Origin of the sequence: Clostridioides sp. ZZV14-6345, assembly GCF_020657775.1 — a bacterium.
Lineage (GTDB): Bacteria > Bacillota > Clostridia > Peptostreptococcales > Peptostreptococcaceae > Clostridioides > Clostridioides difficile_D.
The window spans coordinates 12958-30024 of the sequence record NZ_JAGWCX010000005.1; the positions used below are offsets into that span (position 1 = coordinate 12958).

The following is a 17067-nucleotide window of genomic DNA, read 5'->3' on the forward strand; positions in this document are numbered from 1 at the left end:
CTAATTTTTAATTTAAGTAAGTGTTTTAATCTTCTTTTAATACTCCTATTTCTTTTAGTTTCTTTCTAAATTTTTTCCTTATTTCTGCTTGTTCTTCCTCAGTTCGCTCTACTTCCCTAATAGTCTCACCCCATGGAATATCTTTCCACCTTGGATGACTAAAAGGCTCTGAATACTTATCATCTCCAAATTTATTATACATTTTATAACTCCTCTGACTATTATAAATATTTACTCTTCCATTACACCTATTTTCTTGAGATGCTCCCTAAACTTCTTTTTGTTCTTAATCTTATCTTCTTCTGATATTTCTTCATGACCTATCACTTCAAATCCAATTGGTGAATATTGTGTTCTCCATAAAAACATATCATGAGGAGATAATTTTTTATAAGCATCTCCTTTTTCTTCGTCAGGTAGCTTTATAAATTCTTCTATTGTTAGCATTTAATTCACTTCCTCTAATAAAATATGAATTGTTCCCCTAATTCTTTCAATTTCAATAACTTTAAACCTTGAACCTCGTTTATACAATACTTCTTGTTCTTTAGGGTTATATTTACTTACATCTTTTCCTTTTTGTGAATTTAATATATACATTTGTACTTGACCTTCAGGATTATAAGTATTTCCTTTTGTTGTTGAAGTATAGTCATAATTAGTAACTATTCCCCCTAATTTGTACATACTTATGAATTCATCTAACATTTCTTTATTATAAAAATACAATGACCTTGTAACATCCCCTTCATAATTTGGCATTTTATCTAAAACTCTATCTAAGTTATTTATAAACCATTCATCTTCTTCTGTCAATTTAATATTTCTTCTTAATTTCTCATTAATTTTATAAGCATCTCCACCCATATATTTATATAAAGCTAACATTTCATCTTCAGTTGGTTCTTTACTCTTATTAACTTTTCCTTCTATTCCTGCAAACTCTAATCCATATTCATCAAACCATTCATCAAGTTTAGAGTTTTCTTCTCCATCTATCCAGTCTCTTAACTCTTTACCTATGTCCTCCATACTCATTGGAATATCATATTCAAAAGTACACTTTCCTAAAGGATGTTCTAATGGTAATTCTTCTGGAATATATGTTTTTCCATTTCTATCTGCACAAACCTTACACATTCTAGGATGATGTGATGACATCCATTTAATCCCTTTAACAAATGGATTCTTCTTACAACTTTCTTTAGCTGTCTTTTGATATGCATGAGTTATATATGTAGATGCTAGTCTATAGGCATTAAAATCTATTTTTTTATTACTTTTAGGGTATACCTTTGACCAATCATAATCTTTCTTAACCTTTGGATTAACATACTTTTCTAAATCTTTTGCTATATCATAACTACCTCTTTTTTCTGCTAATCCTCTACTTACAATGTAGTCTAAATCCTTCTTAGTTTTATCTATATTACTCCAAATTCTATCACTTAATTTAAGTTTATCTTTGTACATACTACCAGATATAACTTGTCTTAGTACATCTTCATGAACTTTACTAAACATATCAGTGAATTGTGGCTTTAAATTAACTGAATAGTTATCACATATGTTATTGAAAAAGCTTAATTGTTCATCTGTGGTAGCTTTTATTACTTTTGATATTTCACTTTCAATATCTTTTTTTAGCTTCTTTCCTAATCTATCATACTCTTTATTTAAATAAATTATACTTTCTCTTAAATATTGTTCAGTTAATGTGTTAGAGTTAACTCTATTTAATTTTTTTGCATATTCATTAGCTATATCTTTATATAACTTTCTTATCTTTTTAGTAGTTCTATTTGATGATATGTCTCTAGCTCTTTCAGCATTCTTCATAGCCTTATTAAACTTATTAGCCATTATTCATCATCAACTACTTCTTTTGATTCTTTTTCATTAGTTACTTCATCTGATTCTTCTGTATCTATAACTTCTGATTCTTCTTCTAAATTAAAACTTTCTTCTAATATTTGTCTTTCAATTGATATTTGTTGCAGTTCTTCATCTGCTATATCATCATTACTATTATTCCACTTCTTAATGAAAGTCTTCCTAGACATTGCTTGAGCATTTACTTGTTGAATATCAAGTAATTTTTCTGAGTCTTCATCTTCTTGTAATGGGTATTGATTTTCAACAATTACTTCATAAGAATCCTTATCCAATATAGGTATTTTTACTATGTTATATACTTCTATCATCTCTATCATTGCTTGTATTAACCATTCAAGAGCTGGACCCCATGATTTCATTTTTTCCTCACATCTAGTTATTAATTGCCAATACAAAGCTTTCATTGATTTACCTGATGTCATCATACCTTTAAGGTCCTGATTATTTATAAGTGGTATATTTAGTACTTCATGCATATCTGATTTAATTCTATTAAGTGAATTTTCTATTCTAGTATCATATCCAAAGTCAGTAGGAATTGTATTAATCTGTGCTTGTTTTTGGTCAGCCGTTTGAGAAGTTTCTACATCCCAATAAGCTCCTGGTTTTATTTTAAAATGCTTACTTGACTCTTCTTCAACATCAACACCATATATAATGCGATTCATACCCTTTTTAAGAGTATCTATATCTTCAGAAGCAAGTTTATTATAAGCCATCTGATTATCAAATATCTCTTCTATGTCACTCTCACCCTTTAAATCACCAAGCAAACCATCATTAAGAATTACATAACAAGGTATTCCACTAAGTTTTAAATCTGTATCACTCACTATTTCTTCTATACATAACCCATAACCATTATAAATACCTTCACTTAATATACATTTACCATTAACCATTTCATATTTTTGTTTCCAAATTCTCTGTTTATCTTTTTCAACTTCTTGATTTGTTTGATGGAAAAATACGATTTTCTTGAGCTCATCAAATTGGTTATCAAATGGTTCATATATAAACTCTAAACTTGGTACAAACATTATCTTTAAACTCTTACTTTCTTTATCTGCATGTAGCTTTATAGCTATTCTTTTACCAATAAAACAATCTCTAGCCGCTTTAATTAGTTTATCTGAAAACAAATTTTTCTTTAGAATCTTATTAATACACTGGTTTATTTCTTCTGCCTTATCTTTATCTAAATCATTCTCTGGTTTTATTGTAAATATTGGTGTCTTACCAAATAAAAATCTAGCTTCTTCTTTAATCAGCTTTTTAATATAATTTGTTTTCTTCCTTGTTTGTTTATAATCTTGTTCCTCTTCTATCCAATGTTGTCCTGTACCTTCATACTTATCATACAGCCTTATAATTTCACCCATTTCTCTTATTACTTCTTGACCATATAAGCCTGTAAGTTCCATCTGAATTATATCTATCAAATCTAACATGTTACACCCCCTATCTACTGTTATATTTTCTTTCTCTTCCATGTGTTTTCATATCTAACTCTAATGCATATCTTGTTGCATCAATTGAATGATTGTCTTTATCTTCTAGCTTAGCTCTTACATTCCCATCCTTATCTGTTTGATAATCTATATTTTCAAATTCTCTAGCTATATTTGGAGTTCTGTTTGGGTCTATTACTATTGCTTGTAAATCATCCAGCCAGTTCTCTCCAAATTCGATTGAACCAGGTCCTTTTTTAGCCTTCAATGCTTTTATTCCATATTCTCTAAGCTCTGCAATACTTCTTGGTTCTGCACTATCACAAATAACACTAAAGTCATCATATCCTTTTGATTTAATCTTAGAAGCTAATTCTCTTATAGACATTTTCACCCCAAATATTTCATCTATAAAATATATAATTCTTTTCTTTTTGTCATAATGCAGTCTTACAAATGCCATAGGATCTGTTGCATATCCAAAGTCATTACCTTGCCTTATGTTGTCAAAATGGAATATTTCTTCATTTGTGATTGTTTTAAACTCTAAATTGGAAAAAGGGACTACTCCAGAACCAATTGGCTCTCCTAAGTACTCCCATCTATATTTAAACTCATTTCTTATTTTAATTTCATTAGCTTCTTCAATAAAAGCCTTTGATATATGAGGATTATCTAAATAAATACTGTGATGAACATATGTATTTTTAGGTAATGTATGTGTTTCAAATTTCTTATTAACCCATGATTGTTTTCTTTTTGGAGGATTATATGATAAGAATATTTTATAATTCAATTTGTCTGGTAATTCTCCACGTAACACTGAATTAATTACCATAGATAACTCATCCTCTGTTTTTATTTCTGCAACCTCTTCAAACCATGCAAAAGCAATTGGATACTTAGCTGATTTTATAGATTTTATCTTTTGTGGGTCATCAAGCCCTCTAAATATAAACTTATTTCCTCTTGGAATAAAAATAATTTCCATTGGGGATTTTTTAAATTGAAATAAATGGGTTAAACCAAATATCTCTATAGTTTCTTTCAATTGCTCATACACACTATCCATTATTGTATTACCAACTTTCCTAAAACAGACAGTATTTACTGGATATTTGACCATAGCCATAGTTAACCAAAAGGCTATATGAGTTGACTTAGCTGAAGCTCTTCCACCTTTTAATACATGATATAGGTATTTGTTACTATTACTTACTTTCCAAAAGTCATAAAAATTCTTATTTATTATTTCAGATATTTTTCTATCCATCATTTAAATTACCTACATCATCAATTATAGTTACACCAACATTTCCATCTAAATCAACCTTCTCAGTCCATAAAGCATACCTTTTACCCAATAATTCAGCTGCCTTATTTCTATCTTTTATACTTACATCTTTTTTTATTATTTCAGGACCATTTTCTGATACTATTACAACTTCTTCTTGCTCTTGATTTCTTAGTATCTTTGTTAAATACTCCATAACTTCTTTTGCATCTGCTATCCTCTTTGATTCAATTTGTTTTAATCTTTCATCAATGTAATTTTTTACCTTATCATTACTCAGCAGTCTACTTCCATTGCTTTCTGATGTTCTTTGATTGTTATTTTTGTATGCTTTCTTGTATGCTTCTGTTGCATTACCAGTTTCAATATAATAATCACAGAACCTTTTTTGTTTTTCAGTCAAATCTGCCATACCACCACCTCTTTATTTGCTTTATAAATAAAAAAATAAGACTTTAAATTTAATCTAAAGTCTTATTCTTAGGGGATACATATTATATTTAAGGGAGCAAGTTTTAGGAATCGAACCTAAGATTACACACCAGTCCTTGCAAATTGAGTGAGGTTACCAAGCCCCACTCTTTTAGACATTTGAATTAAATTCCGTTTTAATCCAGCATATCTACATATAGTGTATTAATAAGTTTGAACATAGTAAGAATTGAACTTACAGCATCCTCATGCCCTGCCTAGTTTGTTCATATAAGCTAGGTGAATCCCTTTACCTAGCCCACATATATATTTAGTTTTGAGAGAGAAATATTCATTTCCACAATACTATTATCTCACATTTTAAATTGTAAAATCGGCAGAAAAACGGCAATAAAAAGACCTAGAATTTAATCTAGGTCCTTCTTTTTAATCCTAATTTCATTGTTTTCAAAATAAACTTCAACTTCTCTTTCTTCTTGTGTGATATTCATTTCTTTAATCCATGTGGCTGGTAGACTTATTTTAGGACTTAGTGAGCCCGAGCCACTTTTTGATAAGAGTACTTTCAATATTCTTTTCTCCATTTCTTTCTCTCCCTCTAGGAAAATAAATATTTTATAGCAAATACTAATAATGCTATTGCACCAATTAATTTAACTATACCAAAACTTAATTTCCCTAACTCTGTAATTAATTCCTTATATTTTCCCATTGTATTTTGAGTGGTCATGTATTATTATTTAATTAGAAGGGAAGGTGCTGACTCCCCTTCTAAAGTCTTATAGGCTATCTAATACCATTTTTATAACGGCTATTAGTGTACCTATTTCAAGAACAAGTTCGGTAAGGGCTTTGACAACTTTGCCGAACTCTTTTATTTTTTTGACCACTTCTTTCACCTCCTTTCTATATTTATATTATATCGCGTCGTACCGACATAATCAATACCTTTTTTCCTTTTTTTAGTAAAAAAAATAGACAGCTATTCACTGCCTATAAATCTAACATCTTAAATAATGGTTCTTGCTCTATTAGTGCTTTCTTGCCAAACAAGGCTATTGATATTGAACTAATGGCTTGATTAGCTCTTTCTCTTAATTGTCTTTCTTCTAAGTATACTTTATCAACTATTAAACTCCATTCTAAGCCTTCAATATACCTATACCTTATAATTTGTTTATGTATAGGTTTTAAATTGCTTATGGATACATCTATTGTATATTTTAGTGCTTCCATTTCATATAATTCTATCTGTTTTTCTATTATCTTTTCTTCAAGATTAATTAACTCATTTTCAACTTGATTACTTATTGAATTAGTCTTACTTATAGGAATGCTGTCATAGCTTAAACCTTGCATAAAATCACCTAAATGGAACTCTTTAAGATTTTTTATTTGAAGTTTTAGACTTTCAATATTAATATGTAGTTGTTTGTAGTTCTCAAGGTGTTTTTTAGTTGCCATAAAAAACTCCTTTTTAACTTTACTTGCCATAACATCACCCCGATTTATTTAAGCTACCTTTTTCTTATTTTCTTTTCTCTTTTTCTTAAGTTCACTATATTCTATCCAACCATCTACCCCATATTTTTTGCTTTTAGCAATCCATATCAATTTTTTGTCCTGATATTTATAGTCAAAAAGCTTTTTTCTAAGTTCACCCTGCTGTGTACTATACCCTTTCACATCTATATAAACGACTTCACCATTCCATTTGTATATGGCAAAATCAACTGTATATGTAATAGCTCTATAGCTTTTTCCATCTTTTTTAAATTTAGGTTGTAATTCAAACTTTTGTTGAAGTCCAAAGTCTTTTATTTCTCCATTTTCCTTTTTTTCTTTTAAATATAAATAATACTCTGACTCATCTTTACTATCAAATTTAATTCCATCTATTACAATTTTCTTATTATTGTATTTACTCAATCAAATACTCCCTTTATCGCTTAAAATTACTCATACTTATTAACATCATTTATAAATTCATAAACCTCATGTACACTATATCCAAACTTTTCAAATCCTTTTACATATCTTCTTATTGAACTTGGTATACTTCTACCTACTCTACAATTTTCATACCCTTGCCACAAGTTTTCTTTTTCCTCTTGCTTCACCATTTGAGAAACTGCTTTTTGAAACTTATTCATTGCTATTCCCCCATAGTTTTATTGTTTAAAATTAATTTTGCTGTTCTCTATTGCTTTTATTAGCCTTTCTCTCACATCTTTTACAACAGTAAATTCTTTTAGACTGTTTTGGGATGTAAAATAATTTGCCACACCAATTACAAATTATTCTTTTATTCATAAAACCACTTCTTTCTCATTTTTCATGATATTTGTTATAACAATTTTCACACTCTTTTAGATTTAATCTATACTCATAAACTCTTCCAACTATAAAGCTACTTATTATGAGCACAATACTAGTTAAAATATTCATTTCTCAACATCTCCTCATATTCTTCTCTAGCTTTGTCTATTGCAGTAAATATATCTTCTCCAGTGTCATATAACTCTTTTGCTCTTTTAATTGTATATTCTGTCCTTGAAACTTCCATTATTCCTCCTCAATGTATTCAACTTTCCAGCCACTTCTAGTTTTACTTTTCTTTTTAATAGCTTGATAAACTGCTTGATATTTTAACCTTAAAAAACAGGCTGCACCATCTATAGACTCAAATTCTTTTACTTCCCCTGTATTAACATTTCTAATTCTTACTGGTAACTCTTTTTTTATTTTTCTGTCCTTCTTTACTCCAAACTCAGCTAACATTTTTTCTGGCTTAGGATATACCTTTTTTCCATTTTTTGTGATTCCCAACAAGCAACAATATAATGCTAAGTAGTTTCTACATGTAAGGTCATCTTCAATAAGGTTGTCCACTACTGAGCCACTAAAATACCTTTCTACTTTAAACATTTATTTCACCTCATATTTATTTTTTCAGATTAAAATGGTAGCTCATTATCATCTATAATTTCAAATCCTTGAGGGTCTAGTCCTATTGTTTCATCTTGTATACTCTCTTTATATGAATTACTCGATTTACTCTTGCTTTCTAATGATTGTACTGATTTTGTACTGACTTTTGTAAATGTTCTTTTTTCACCTGATTGAGTTTGATAATTGTCAACTCTTATATTCCCTTCTAATGCTACTAGCTTCCCTTTTATTATGTAATTTGCACAGTATTCAGCTGATTTACCTATTACTTCTATTGGTATAAAGTCAGTATCCCTTTTTCCCTCTTTATTTATATAGTTTCTATCTATAGCTATTGTAAATGATGCTACTGCTGTACCTGTTCCTGGTATGTATTTGAGTTCTGGGTCTCTAGTTAATCTCCCAACTAATACAACTTGATTCATTTTAATACCTCCATCAATATTATTTAAACTTAGCCTTTTGGCTTTTCTTTATAATTTCATCTAATTCTTTGTTACTGTATTGAGTAAATGTTTGTTCAAAATTAGCAAACTTATTTTTGCTTACTGCACTATTAGTTTTTTTTAACTTTTTATTTTCATGTTGTAATTTATATGATTCTAATTGTTCATATGTAGTTATATTTGCATCCTTCCACTTTTTAAGGATTCCTTTTAAGTATGATAAATTCATATTCATTCTTTCAACACATATTTCTATAGCTCTTTTAAATACTCTTATATCTACTTCATTAGATACTTCTAATAACCATTCAGCTGTGACTGGATATACTACTCCTATATTTTCTTCATATAGCTTCTTAAATTCTTTTAAAGAGTTATCCACAGCTTGCTCTATATACATACTACTTTTAAAACTGTTATTTATAATACTGTTACTTATAGTGTCCGACTTTTCCATGTCCGGTTGAACCATGTCCGGTAAATTCGGACATGGTTCCATGTCTGCTTTTTTCGGACATGGTTTTTTTTTATTTTCTTTCTTACATCTAATGGATATATGACTTTCTATATAGTTTCTATCAAATACTACCTCATATATATTATTTTGCATCCTTCCTTCCCTAGTTTTATTTTTATATACTTTTATATAACCACTCGTCTTTAGTTCATTTAGATATTTACTAAAAGTATCTTTATTTATACCAAGTTCATGAGTCATAATATCCCTTGATGGATAACATGTCCCACTTGCTCCTGCAAAACTGGATAGATAGAAATATAAAGCTCTTGCTCCTGTTGTTAGCCATGAATCTCTAGCTACCAATTGTGGTGAAAGACCATACCCATCACTAAGTATATTTCCTTTCTCTATAGTTGCTTTGTCTCTGTCCTTCAAGAAATTCACCTACTTAATTATTCCTTTTTCCCTTTGTAATTTCTCATATCCAACACATATCTGGTCATATTCCTGTTTGCTTAAATCCTTAACTTCTTTATTAAACTTATAATACACTTCACTTTTTACCCTATCTGAATCCTTACCTATTGTATTTCCTATTGAAAACAATCTTTTTATTTGATTTTGACTTATTTTTATTTGATTATTTTCATTTGCTTTACTAGAGAAAGTTCCTAAGTCATTTCTTTTATAATCTTCTTTTCCACTAGTAGCATCAAAAGTATCATTTTCTGTAATATTTAATAATTGAATGTACAAATATCTTGTCTGATATGTTTCAATTCCTCCCAATGCTTGTAACTCATTAGAGCCTTTTAATTGTAATTCTCTCATTGGAGAAGTAAATATTATCTCTTCTGTTGGTTTTTCTCCATTAATCAATGTTAGGGTTGCATAATCATTTGTGAAGGTCACTATAGGGCATAATTTAGCTTCTTGTAACAGTTCTGTTGCTTGAGGTAAGAAGTCTGCTAACTCAAAATATTTAAAGTTAGCAAACTTGTTTTGACCACTCTTTTTTATATCTAATTTATTAAACTTAATTCTTACATCCATCAATTTTATGTAAATATTATTCACTTCCATCAATTTCTCCCTCCATTTCTCTAATATTTCTTTCTAAAACTGACACAAAACCATCTATATAATCACCATAGTTCCCTTGTAATTTGTATTCCTCTAAATGTTCTTTGAATTGTTCCAAAGTACATCCTTTTCTATGTTTATCTATGCAAGATTCTAATGCTGATATTTGTCCAAATTTTACATCCCAATCTACTTCATCTACTGTTGTAAATCTTAATAAAAATAATCTATCTTCTAAATCCTTAATTATTTCATTTTTTGTTTTCATTTATTCCCCCTTATGTTATAATATAGTTATAATTTTTGTAACTTATTTTCACTTAGAGCCTGTGCGAAGGCTCTTTTTTTATATCTGGACATCTATTGGTCTATCTTTTTCAAGTTCTTCTTGATACATCATAGCTTCTCTAAACTCAATAGAAGCTTCTAACTCAATGTCATGTTCAAGACCCTCTAATATATTTTGACTAGCAAATTTTACGGCTTCCCACCACATTAAACTACTATTATTTTTTGTACCTTGTAATTTACATATTTCTTTTTCTGCTTGTTTAATTTGACCTATTGCTATTAGTCTAGCTGCTTCCATTTAAATCCCTCCCAATTTATTACTATCTATATAAACTACATTCTAAATTGCTACAATTATTACACATTAAACCCTTTAGAATGTTATATTACCTATTCTAAATCCATTCTTTTTGTGCTATAATTTGTTTGTGTTATATTTTATTTTTTATTTTTTTGTGTGTTGGTTATTTGACCAGCACTTTTTATTTAATACTCCAACCGATATTTTCTTACCAGTTTTAATATCTTTAAATACTATGTCTGCTATAACTTTTCCATCTTTTTTAAGAGTTACTATATTATTCTTATTAGTATTAAGGCTTAACAATTTCATCCCCTCTCTCTGCTGCTTTTAAAAGTTCATCCAAGTTTTTACCTTGATTTCTTTCAATAAAATCATCAACTTCATATCTTGAAATTTTTCTACCATCACCTCTAACAAGTGATTTTATCAAACCTGTGCTCACTAACCTACGCATAAAAACTGTATCTAATTTTAAAATTCCCCTTGCTTCTTCTACTGTTATCAAGTAATTTGGATAACCTCTTTTTATTAAAACAACTATGTCTTTAGGCTCCAGTACTTTTACCTTTTGCTCAACAGTTTGACTCTTAACTCTATCTGTTTCTTGTTTATTTATCTCTATTTCTATTAAACTTTTTAAACTATCACTAAATTGTTTTGCTATACTTTCAGAAATATCCATGTGAAAATTTTCTCCCCTCTTTTTAATGAAATATATAAAATTAATTTTATATCTACGCATTATTACCAAAATCCTATATATATTATTTTCAGCTCCATACCTCATGTTATAATTGACTCAAGAAGTATTCCCACATACTTCCAATACATAAGCAAAGGATGGTGAAAATATGAATAAGGACGAGTTAAATAAAATTTGCGACGAAGTGTACAACAGAATACTAAAAAGTGAATATTCAGATGAAACACTTCTTAGGAATAAAATTAGTGAATTTATTTCCCTAAAAGAAAAATCTGCTAGTGAAATAAGTAATACAGAGCTTTGTATGTTTTTTTATTTTGAGAATATTGCATTTACTAAAAACTATGTTAAAGAAGTCTTATCTGAAATTCTTTTAGATAAATAGTCGCTTATTTCATCTATTTTTATTGGCTTTGTTTTTTCTTCAAGCAAAGCCAATCTTTTCCCTATATCAGACTCTTTCAGAAGATAATCAGCAATATAGTGTAAATCTTTTTCTGTAATCTTTGTATCCTTTTCATTCATTAAAATACACCTCTCTTTTATATATTTTGAATCCAATTTTCTAAGTACTAACCTAACATTGAAGTTTGATAACTATATTCTTTTTCTATATCTGGTAATATATTATTTGTTTTCAATAAATCATATAAAAACAATCTTCCCTTTTGAGTCCACTTAGTTGTCATTTTTACATCAGTCATTCCATCACTTCTAGTTATGTCTATTGTTTCTGAATGAGTGTATCCCTTCCCTTGATATTGTTTATATAAAAGCCATTGCCCACTTTGTTTGTATTGAATTCCTCTTTCATGAAGTATTTTATTCATTTCTTTTCCAGACATTCCATAGTCTTTTGCTATTTGAGTTATAGTGACAAGACCTTTGTTTTTTAATATCATATCTGTGTAATCTGCCTTTGGCTTTAATTCTTTTATTACTTGGTCTTTCATTTTCCCTTCTAGTTGTAATTTCTCATTTACTTCTACTTGCTCTATAAGGTGTTGTAACGCTTCTTTATACGTAGTTGGTAGTTTAGGTTGTTCATTTTTTAATACTTGCTCCATTTCTTCAAACTTAGTTACATAAATTGCTGTAAATACAATCCCTTTTTCTCCCGTCATTTTATTAGCAACCATATCACAACCTTTTTTAGTTAATAAGTAACAAGGTTGAGTTTTATTTTGAGCATTTACATAAGTACTTTCTATAAAGAAATCTTGACTCTTCAAATTTGATGAGTCCTCTATAATCTTTTTATATCCTCTTATGTCTCTTAATAAGTTATCATGTTTCTTTTCTATTAACTCTGCTACATCTCTACTTTCAACTAAAAATTTTCCGTTTTTAATTATAACTTGCAAATTATTCATAATTATTTCCTCCCATCTTGTAAATCATAATTTACTGAATCTGTAAAAAAAATTTCTTCTATGCTTTTCCCTAATTCTATAGATATTCTATATGTTATTTCTGCTGATGGTTTAACCATACCATTTTCAATTTTTGATAGATATGGTCTTGATATTCCTACCTTTTGTGCTAATTTACTTTGCGAAAAATTTAGCTCTTTTCTTGCTTTATATAAATTATTAGTTATTTTAGCCACCTCCTCGCCTTCTGTTAACCATAGTATACAGCGTTTTTATTTTTATGTCAACTATGTTTTACTATTTTTTGAAAATTTGTCAACAATAGTTAACACTTTTCTGATATAATCATATTAAATCAAATCATAAGAGGTGAAATATATGCAAAAACTGGGTGAAATAATAAAGGAATATAGAGAAAAAAATAAGCTCTCTCTTAGAGATTTTTCTAACTTATGTAATCTTAGTCATACTTATATAGATAAACTTGAAAAGGGTAAAGACCCTCGAAATGGAAAAGCAGTTGAACCCACACTTGATGCATTAGAAAAAATCAGTCTAGCCTTAAATTTAACATTGGATGAACTACTTCTTAAATTAGGCAAAATTGGAAAAGGTGTCTCTACACAAATAGAAAATGATGATTCTTTTAAAATAAATCAATCTTTAAATCCCATTTTTTCAAAAAGATTAAATGGATTGATGCAAGAAAAAAAAATACCATTAGATATATTAAGTCAAGAAGTAAAAATAGAAGAAGATTTATTATACAAATATAAAAATAATCTTAGTTCACCTCCAAGTGATGATATTGTAAAACTTGCTCATTATTTTGATGTTACAACAGATTATCTTTTAGGCACAACACTTGTTAGAAAGCATATAGATACTGTAGCCGCACACAAAGCAAATCCACATAAGGATTTACCTGAAGAAGCACAAGAACAGCTTAATGATTATATTGAATTTTTAATGAATAAATATAAAAAGTAAGGATTGAATCTATGTTAATATTAAAAAAATTGAGAACTGAAAAAGGAATTTCTTTAGATAAATTAAGTACAGACTTAAGTATAAATAAGTCTACTTTATCTAGGATTGAAAATGGATTAAGAGAACCAAAAGAATCATTTATTAAAGATTGCTCAGACTATTTTGGAGTATCTACAGATTACTTAATTGGAAAAATTAACATAGATGATTCAAATCAATTAACAAAATACTTGAGTTCAACTTTTCCAATAAGGTTAAAAGAATTAAGAAAGAAAAAAGAATTAACTCAAGCAGAATTATCAAAATTACTTAATTGTTCACTAAGCAAAATTGCTATGTTAGAAACTAGCAAAAGAGAACCTGTTAAAGAAGACTTGTTAAGACTTTCAGAATTTTTTAATGTGTCAGTTGATTATCTACTTGGCAAAACCTTAATTGAAAATTACACAACTACTGATGAAATATCCAAAATAATTAAATCTTATGAAAGTTTACCTAAAGAAGCTCAAGAACATATTAATAGCTACATAGAGTTTTTAGTTGATAGATATAAAAAATGAATATTTAGAGCAGTTAACACCTGCTCTTTATATATAAAAAAGTAACACATACATTCTTTTTATAGGGGGATTTCCATGAACAAACTAGACGCACTTTTAGACTTAGCAAATAATGAAGAAATAGAAATTTACTACACTGACAAAATAGCAGATGACATAAAAGGATTGTATATAAACAAACAAGGTCTAAAAATTATATCATTGCTTAATTCATTAAAGCAAAACAAGACTAAGCTAATAGAAATACTGGCAGAAGAATTAGGACATCATTTTACCAGTATTGGAAATTACATATCTCCAAATAAAGACTACAGCAGTAAAATCATGATAGACAAATGTGAAAATAAAGCTTTAAAGTGGGCATGCGAATTTCTTATAACAGAAGAAGAGATTATACATATTATCAACTCTAATATAACCTGTGTATATGAAATAGCTGAAATACTAGAGGTTAGTGTTGAATTCTTATTAAAAAGATTAGAATTTCTATCAAGAAAGAAAAACATGTTAGACTTAGGAAATAACAGATTTTTAATATTAACCAATTTACCTAACTTTTATATATACGAAAATATCTTTTAGAATTTTATTCTACTTTTATAGATTAAATATTTTTACAAATATACGCCTTCTTATTGACACGCATTATTAATGCGTGTTATAATATAATTGTAAGGAGGTGCATATGAAACCTAGAGAATTATTAAAAATATTAAAACAAAATGGTTGGGTAGAAGTTGGACAAAGAGGCTCACATCTTTATCTAAAACACCCAACCAAAAAAGGTAAGATATCAGTTCCAATACATAACAAAGACTTCAAACTCGGAACACTAAACAATATCTTAAAACAAGCAGGGCTTAAATAGCCCAGCTTGTACCCCTTACAATCTTATTATACAACAAATCGAGGTGATTAAATGGATAAATATTTGTTCTTTGCAAAATTTACTGTGGCTGAAGAAGGTGGCTATTGCATATCTTTTCCAGAACTTGAAGGTTGCTTTTCTGAATGTGATACTATTGAAGAAGGAATGAAAAATGCCAAAGAAGTTTTAGAGTTATTTTTATGGGGACTTGAAGAAGATGAAGAAGATGTTCCTAATTTAATGAAACCAGAGGATATAGAACTAGAAAAAGGAGAATTTTTAATTCCTATTAGTGTCTATATGCCTATTGTTAGAGAAGAAATGAACAATAAAACTGTTAATAAAAATCTAACTTTACCATACTGGTTAAATAAAGAAGCTATGAAACATAAAATCAATTTTTCACAAATATTACAAGAAGGTTTAAAAGAAGTTCTAGGTATAACAGAGAAAAAAAGAGTATAAATAGATGTATAAAGAGCAGTCAATCTGCTCTTTTATATAAATACCAAACAAACATACATTCTAAAAAGGAGGGATACTATTATGAAAGGTGGAGTAAGAAAAAGAAGTAACAAATGGTATTACTACTTTGACCTAGGCATAGTAGAAGGAAAAAGAAAAAAAGTAGAAAGAGTTGGAGGCAATACTAAAAAAGAAGCAGAAAAAGCATTAAGAGAAGCACTAAGTGAATATGAAAACTCTGGCATAGTATTTGAAGAAAGCAACATCAGCTTATCAGACTACTTAGACTTTTGGTACAAAGAATATGTCTTACTTAATTGTAAATACAACACTCAAGAAAGCTACCGAATAAACATAGAAAAACATATAAAGCCAAAGCTAGGAGCTTACAAAATAAAAGCTTTAACTCCTGCAATACTACAAAACTTCATAAACAAAAAGTACAAAGAGGATTACTCTCAAAATACATTACAAGTATTAAAAGCCATATTACATAGGTCATTAAAATCAGCAGTCCACCCTTACAAACACATACGAGAAAACCCTATGCAATATGTAAGCATACCAAAAACTAAATCTAAAACAGAAACTAATAAAATTAAAACTATTACATTAGAAGAATTTAATCAAATACTAAATATATTTCCTCAAGATTCATTTCAACGTATAGTTTTACTAATTGGATTTCATACTGGTATGCGAAGGGGTGAAATTATTGCACTAAAATGGGATGATATAGACCTTGATAATAAAACTATCACAGTAAAGCATACTTTGATTAAAAAGCCAAATGGAATGTTTGAATTAGGGCAACCAAAAACAGAAAGCTCTTGCAGAACTATATTCACAGGTGACACTTTAATAAAGGCATTAAAAGAACATAAATTATATCAAAAGAAAATGAAATTAAAATATGGAGAATTTTACTTTGATAGTGATTGGGTATGTACCAAAGAAAATGGTCAACAAGTGAATACTCACACTTTGGACACTATAGTAAGACAAATTCGAGTAGCTTTAAACAATGACTTTCATTTCCATTCTCTAAGACATGCACATGCTACCCTATTATTAGAAAATGGTGCTAACATTAAAGACATACAAAACCGTTTGGGTCATAGCCAACTATCAACTACAATGGATACCTATTCACATGTAACTGATAAAATGAAAAATGAAACTGTAGATATATTTGAAAAAATTACAAATTAGAGTTTGCCACCCAAAAATATAATACGGTGGCAAATGGGTGGCAAAATCTAATTTATCTATTTTAAAAGCTAAAATTATCAAATTTATATAATCATCTATATACTTGTAATTTCAAGGCTTTAGAGTATATAACAACCATAACTAATATAAGGTATTAATAATAATTCTAACGAATAAAACTTAATATTTACTTAAGTTGTAATATTATTCTAAGTTTTATAATTAAAATTTAATAAGTACTTATTTAGATACTCAGTAATTTATCTATAAAAATAAAAATACCAATA

Annotated in this window: 30 protein-coding genes; 7 read left to right on the plus strand and 23 right to left on the minus strand. The window is 28.4% G+C overall.

What is annotated here, in order from left to right:
- Window positions 1-25: 25 nt before the first annotated feature.
- From KGF39_RS02045 to KGF39_RS02130, 20 genes are all read right to left on the minus strand, one after another.
- The gene (locus KGF39_RS02045; protein WP_227821002.1) at window positions 26-202 is read right to left on the minus strand and encodes a hypothetical protein; all 177 of its coding nucleotides are present in this window, start codon (window positions 200-202) and stop codon (window positions 26-28) included.
- Between the two features lie 29 nt (window positions 203-231).
- Entirely contained in the window at window positions 232-447 is a 216-nt protein-coding gene (locus tag KGF39_RS02050; protein ID WP_227821003.1) for a hypothetical protein, read from the minus strand.
- Window positions 448-1863 (minus strand): ADP-ribosyltransferase, encoded by a 1416-nt coding sequence (locus tag KGF39_RS02055; protein ID WP_227821004.1) that lies wholly within the window; start codon window positions 1861-1863, stop codon window positions 448-450.
- Window positions 1863-3347 carry a phage portal protein gene (locus KGF39_RS02060; RefSeq protein ID WP_227821005.1) on the minus strand — a complete coding sequence of 495 codons (1485 nt, stop codon included), beginning with the start codon at window positions 3345-3347 and terminating at the stop codon, window positions 1863-1865. The genes KGF39_RS02055 and KGF39_RS02060 overlap by 1 nt, the downstream gene beginning before the upstream one ends.
- A gap of 10 nt (window positions 3348-3357) precedes the next feature.
- The gene (locus KGF39_RS02065; RefSeq protein ID WP_227821006.1) at window positions 3358-4623 is read right to left on the minus strand and encodes a PBSX family phage terminase large subunit; all 1266 of its coding nucleotides are present in this window, start codon (window positions 4621-4623) and stop codon (window positions 3358-3360) included.
- On the minus strand, window positions 4613-5053 hold the full coding sequence (locus KGF39_RS02070) for a terminase small subunit (RefSeq protein WP_021365389.1): 441 nt from the start codon (window positions 5051-5053) through the stop codon (window positions 4613-4615). The genes KGF39_RS02065 and KGF39_RS02070 overlap by 11 nt, the downstream gene beginning before the upstream one ends.
- A 427-nt stretch (window positions 5054-5480) precedes the next feature.
- Entirely contained in the window at window positions 5481-5657 is a 177-nt protein-coding gene (locus tag KGF39_RS02075; protein WP_021365388.1) for a hypothetical protein, read from the minus strand.
- Between the two features lie 14 nt (window positions 5658-5671).
- On the minus strand, window positions 5672-5803 hold the full coding sequence (locus tag KGF39_RS19790; protein WP_022617019.1) for a hypothetical protein: 132 nt from the start codon (window positions 5801-5803) through the stop codon (window positions 5672-5674).
- A 263-nt stretch (window positions 5804-6066) separates the two neighbouring features.
- A complete protein-coding gene (locus KGF39_RS02080) occupies window positions 6067-6567 on the minus strand; it encodes a hypothetical protein (protein ID WP_021362352.1) in 501 nt (166 codons plus the stop codon).
- Between the two features lie 18 nt (window positions 6568-6585).
- Window positions 6586-7002, minus strand: a complete 417-nt coding sequence (locus KGF39_RS02085; RefSeq protein ID WP_021362351.1) for a DUF1064 domain-containing protein — start codon at window positions 7000-7002, stop codon at window positions 6586-6588.
- 26 nt (window positions 7003-7028) lie between these two features.
- On the minus strand, window positions 7029-7226 hold the full coding sequence (locus tag KGF39_RS02090) for a hypothetical protein (protein WP_227821007.1): 198 nt from the start codon (window positions 7224-7226) through the stop codon (window positions 7029-7031).
- Window positions 7227-7504: 278 nt separating this feature from the next.
- Window positions 7505-7639, minus strand: a complete 135-nt coding sequence (locus tag KGF39_RS19795) for a hypothetical protein (RefSeq protein WP_255643221.1) — start codon at window positions 7637-7639, stop codon at window positions 7505-7507.
- Window positions 7639-8001, minus strand: coding sequence for a hypothetical protein (locus KGF39_RS02095; RefSeq protein WP_054273563.1), 363 nt, complete (start codon window positions 7999-8001; stop codon window positions 7639-7641). Before KGF39_RS02095 ends, KGF39_RS19795 begins: the two co-directional genes overlap by 1 nt.
- A gap of 29 nt (window positions 8002-8030) precedes the next feature.
- Window positions 8031-8450, minus strand: coding sequence for a single-stranded DNA-binding protein (locus tag KGF39_RS02100; RefSeq protein WP_227821008.1), 420 nt, complete (start codon window positions 8448-8450; stop codon window positions 8031-8033).
- Window positions 8451-8469: 19 nt separating this feature from the next.
- Window positions 8470-9366 carry a DnaD domain protein gene (locus tag KGF39_RS02105; protein WP_227821009.1) on the minus strand — a complete coding sequence of 299 codons (897 nt, stop codon included), beginning with the start codon at window positions 9364-9366 and terminating at the stop codon, window positions 8470-8472.
- Between the two features lie 9 nt (window positions 9367-9375).
- Complete coding sequence (locus tag KGF39_RS02110; RefSeq protein WP_054273561.1) at window positions 9376-10014, minus strand: ERF family protein; 639 nt, start codon at window positions 10012-10014, stop codon at window positions 9376-9378.
- Entirely contained in the window at window positions 10001-10282 is a 282-nt protein-coding gene (locus KGF39_RS02115) for a hypothetical protein (protein WP_054273560.1), read from the minus strand. The genes KGF39_RS02110 and KGF39_RS02115 overlap by 14 nt, the downstream gene beginning before the upstream one ends.
- Window positions 10283-10360: 78 nt before the next feature.
- Window positions 10361-10603 carry a hypothetical protein gene (locus KGF39_RS02120; RefSeq protein ID WP_021365380.1) on the minus strand — a complete coding sequence of 81 codons (243 nt, stop codon included), beginning with the start codon at window positions 10601-10603 and terminating at the stop codon, window positions 10361-10363.
- Between the two features lie 147 nt (window positions 10604-10750).
- Complete coding sequence (locus tag KGF39_RS02125; RefSeq protein ID WP_227821055.1) at window positions 10751-10912, minus strand: hypothetical protein; 162 nt, start codon at window positions 10910-10912, stop codon at window positions 10751-10753.
- The gene (locus KGF39_RS02130) at window positions 10899-11291 is read right to left on the minus strand and encodes a helix-turn-helix domain-containing protein (RefSeq protein WP_227821010.1); all 393 of its coding nucleotides are present in this window, start codon (window positions 11289-11291) and stop codon (window positions 10899-10901) included. Before KGF39_RS02130 ends, KGF39_RS02125 begins: the two co-directional genes overlap by 14 nt.
- Before the next feature lie 169 nt (window positions 11292-11460).
- Between KGF39_RS02130 and KGF39_RS02135 the strand changes: the two genes are divergently transcribed.
- Entirely contained in the window at window positions 11461-11697 is a 237-nt protein-coding gene (locus KGF39_RS02135) for a hypothetical protein (RefSeq protein WP_021365377.1), read from the plus strand.
- On the opposite strand, the gene KGF39_RS02140 is transcribed toward KGF39_RS02135, so the two are convergent.
- Genes KGF39_RS02140 through KGF39_RS02150 form a run of 3 tightly spaced genes read right to left on the minus strand, consistent with a single transcriptional unit; the run spans window position 11655 to window position 12921 of the window.
- Window positions 11655-11837, minus strand: a complete 183-nt coding sequence (locus tag KGF39_RS02140) for a hypothetical protein (protein WP_227821011.1) — start codon at window positions 11835-11837, stop codon at window positions 11655-11657. The genes KGF39_RS02135 and KGF39_RS02140 overlap by 43 nt on opposite strands.
- A 47-nt stretch (window positions 11838-11884) precedes the next feature.
- Window positions 11885-12685, minus strand: a complete 801-nt coding sequence (locus KGF39_RS02145) for a phage antirepressor KilAC domain-containing protein (RefSeq protein WP_227821012.1) — start codon at window positions 12683-12685, stop codon at window positions 11885-11887.
- A gap of 2 nt (window positions 12686-12687) precedes the next feature.
- On the minus strand, window positions 12688-12921 hold the full coding sequence (locus KGF39_RS02150) for a helix-turn-helix domain-containing protein (protein WP_227821013.1): 234 nt from the start codon (window positions 12919-12921) through the stop codon (window positions 12688-12690).
- A gap of 142 nt (window positions 12922-13063) precedes the next feature.
- Here KGF39_RS02150 and KGF39_RS02155 point away from each other — a divergent pair, with 142 nt between their 5' ends.
- From KGF39_RS02155 to KGF39_RS02180, 6 genes are all read left to right on the plus strand, one after another.
- Window positions 13064-13675 carry a helix-turn-helix transcriptional regulator gene (locus KGF39_RS02155; protein WP_227821014.1) on the plus strand — a complete coding sequence of 204 codons (612 nt, stop codon included), beginning with the start codon at window positions 13064-13066 and terminating at the stop codon, window positions 13673-13675.
- Window positions 13676-13686: 11 nt separating this feature from the next.
- Window positions 13687-14235 carry a helix-turn-helix domain-containing protein gene (locus KGF39_RS02160; RefSeq protein WP_227821015.1) on the plus strand — a complete coding sequence of 183 codons (549 nt, stop codon included), beginning with the start codon at window positions 13687-13689 and terminating at the stop codon, window positions 14233-14235.
- 75 nt (window positions 14236-14310) lie between these two features.
- On the plus strand, window positions 14311-14817 hold the full coding sequence (locus tag KGF39_RS02165; RefSeq protein ID WP_227821016.1) for an ImmA/IrrE family metallo-endopeptidase: 507 nt from the start codon (window positions 14311-14313) through the stop codon (window positions 14815-14817).
- Window positions 14818-14920: 103 nt separating this feature from the next.
- Window positions 14921-15103 (plus strand): type II toxin-antitoxin system HicA family toxin, encoded by a 183-nt coding sequence (locus KGF39_RS02170; RefSeq protein WP_227437508.1) that lies wholly within the window; start codon window positions 14921-14923, stop codon window positions 15101-15103.
- Between the two features lie 51 nt (window positions 15104-15154).
- On the plus strand, window positions 15155-15568 hold the full coding sequence (locus KGF39_RS02175; RefSeq protein ID WP_227821017.1) for a type II toxin-antitoxin system HicB family antitoxin: 414 nt from the start codon (window positions 15155-15157) through the stop codon (window positions 15566-15568).
- Between the two features lie 81 nt (window positions 15569-15649).
- Window positions 15650-16780, plus strand: a complete 1131-nt coding sequence (locus tag KGF39_RS02180) for a site-specific integrase (RefSeq protein ID WP_227821018.1) — start codon at window positions 15650-15652, stop codon at window positions 16778-16780.
- Window positions 16781-17067 lie beyond the last annotated feature (287 nt).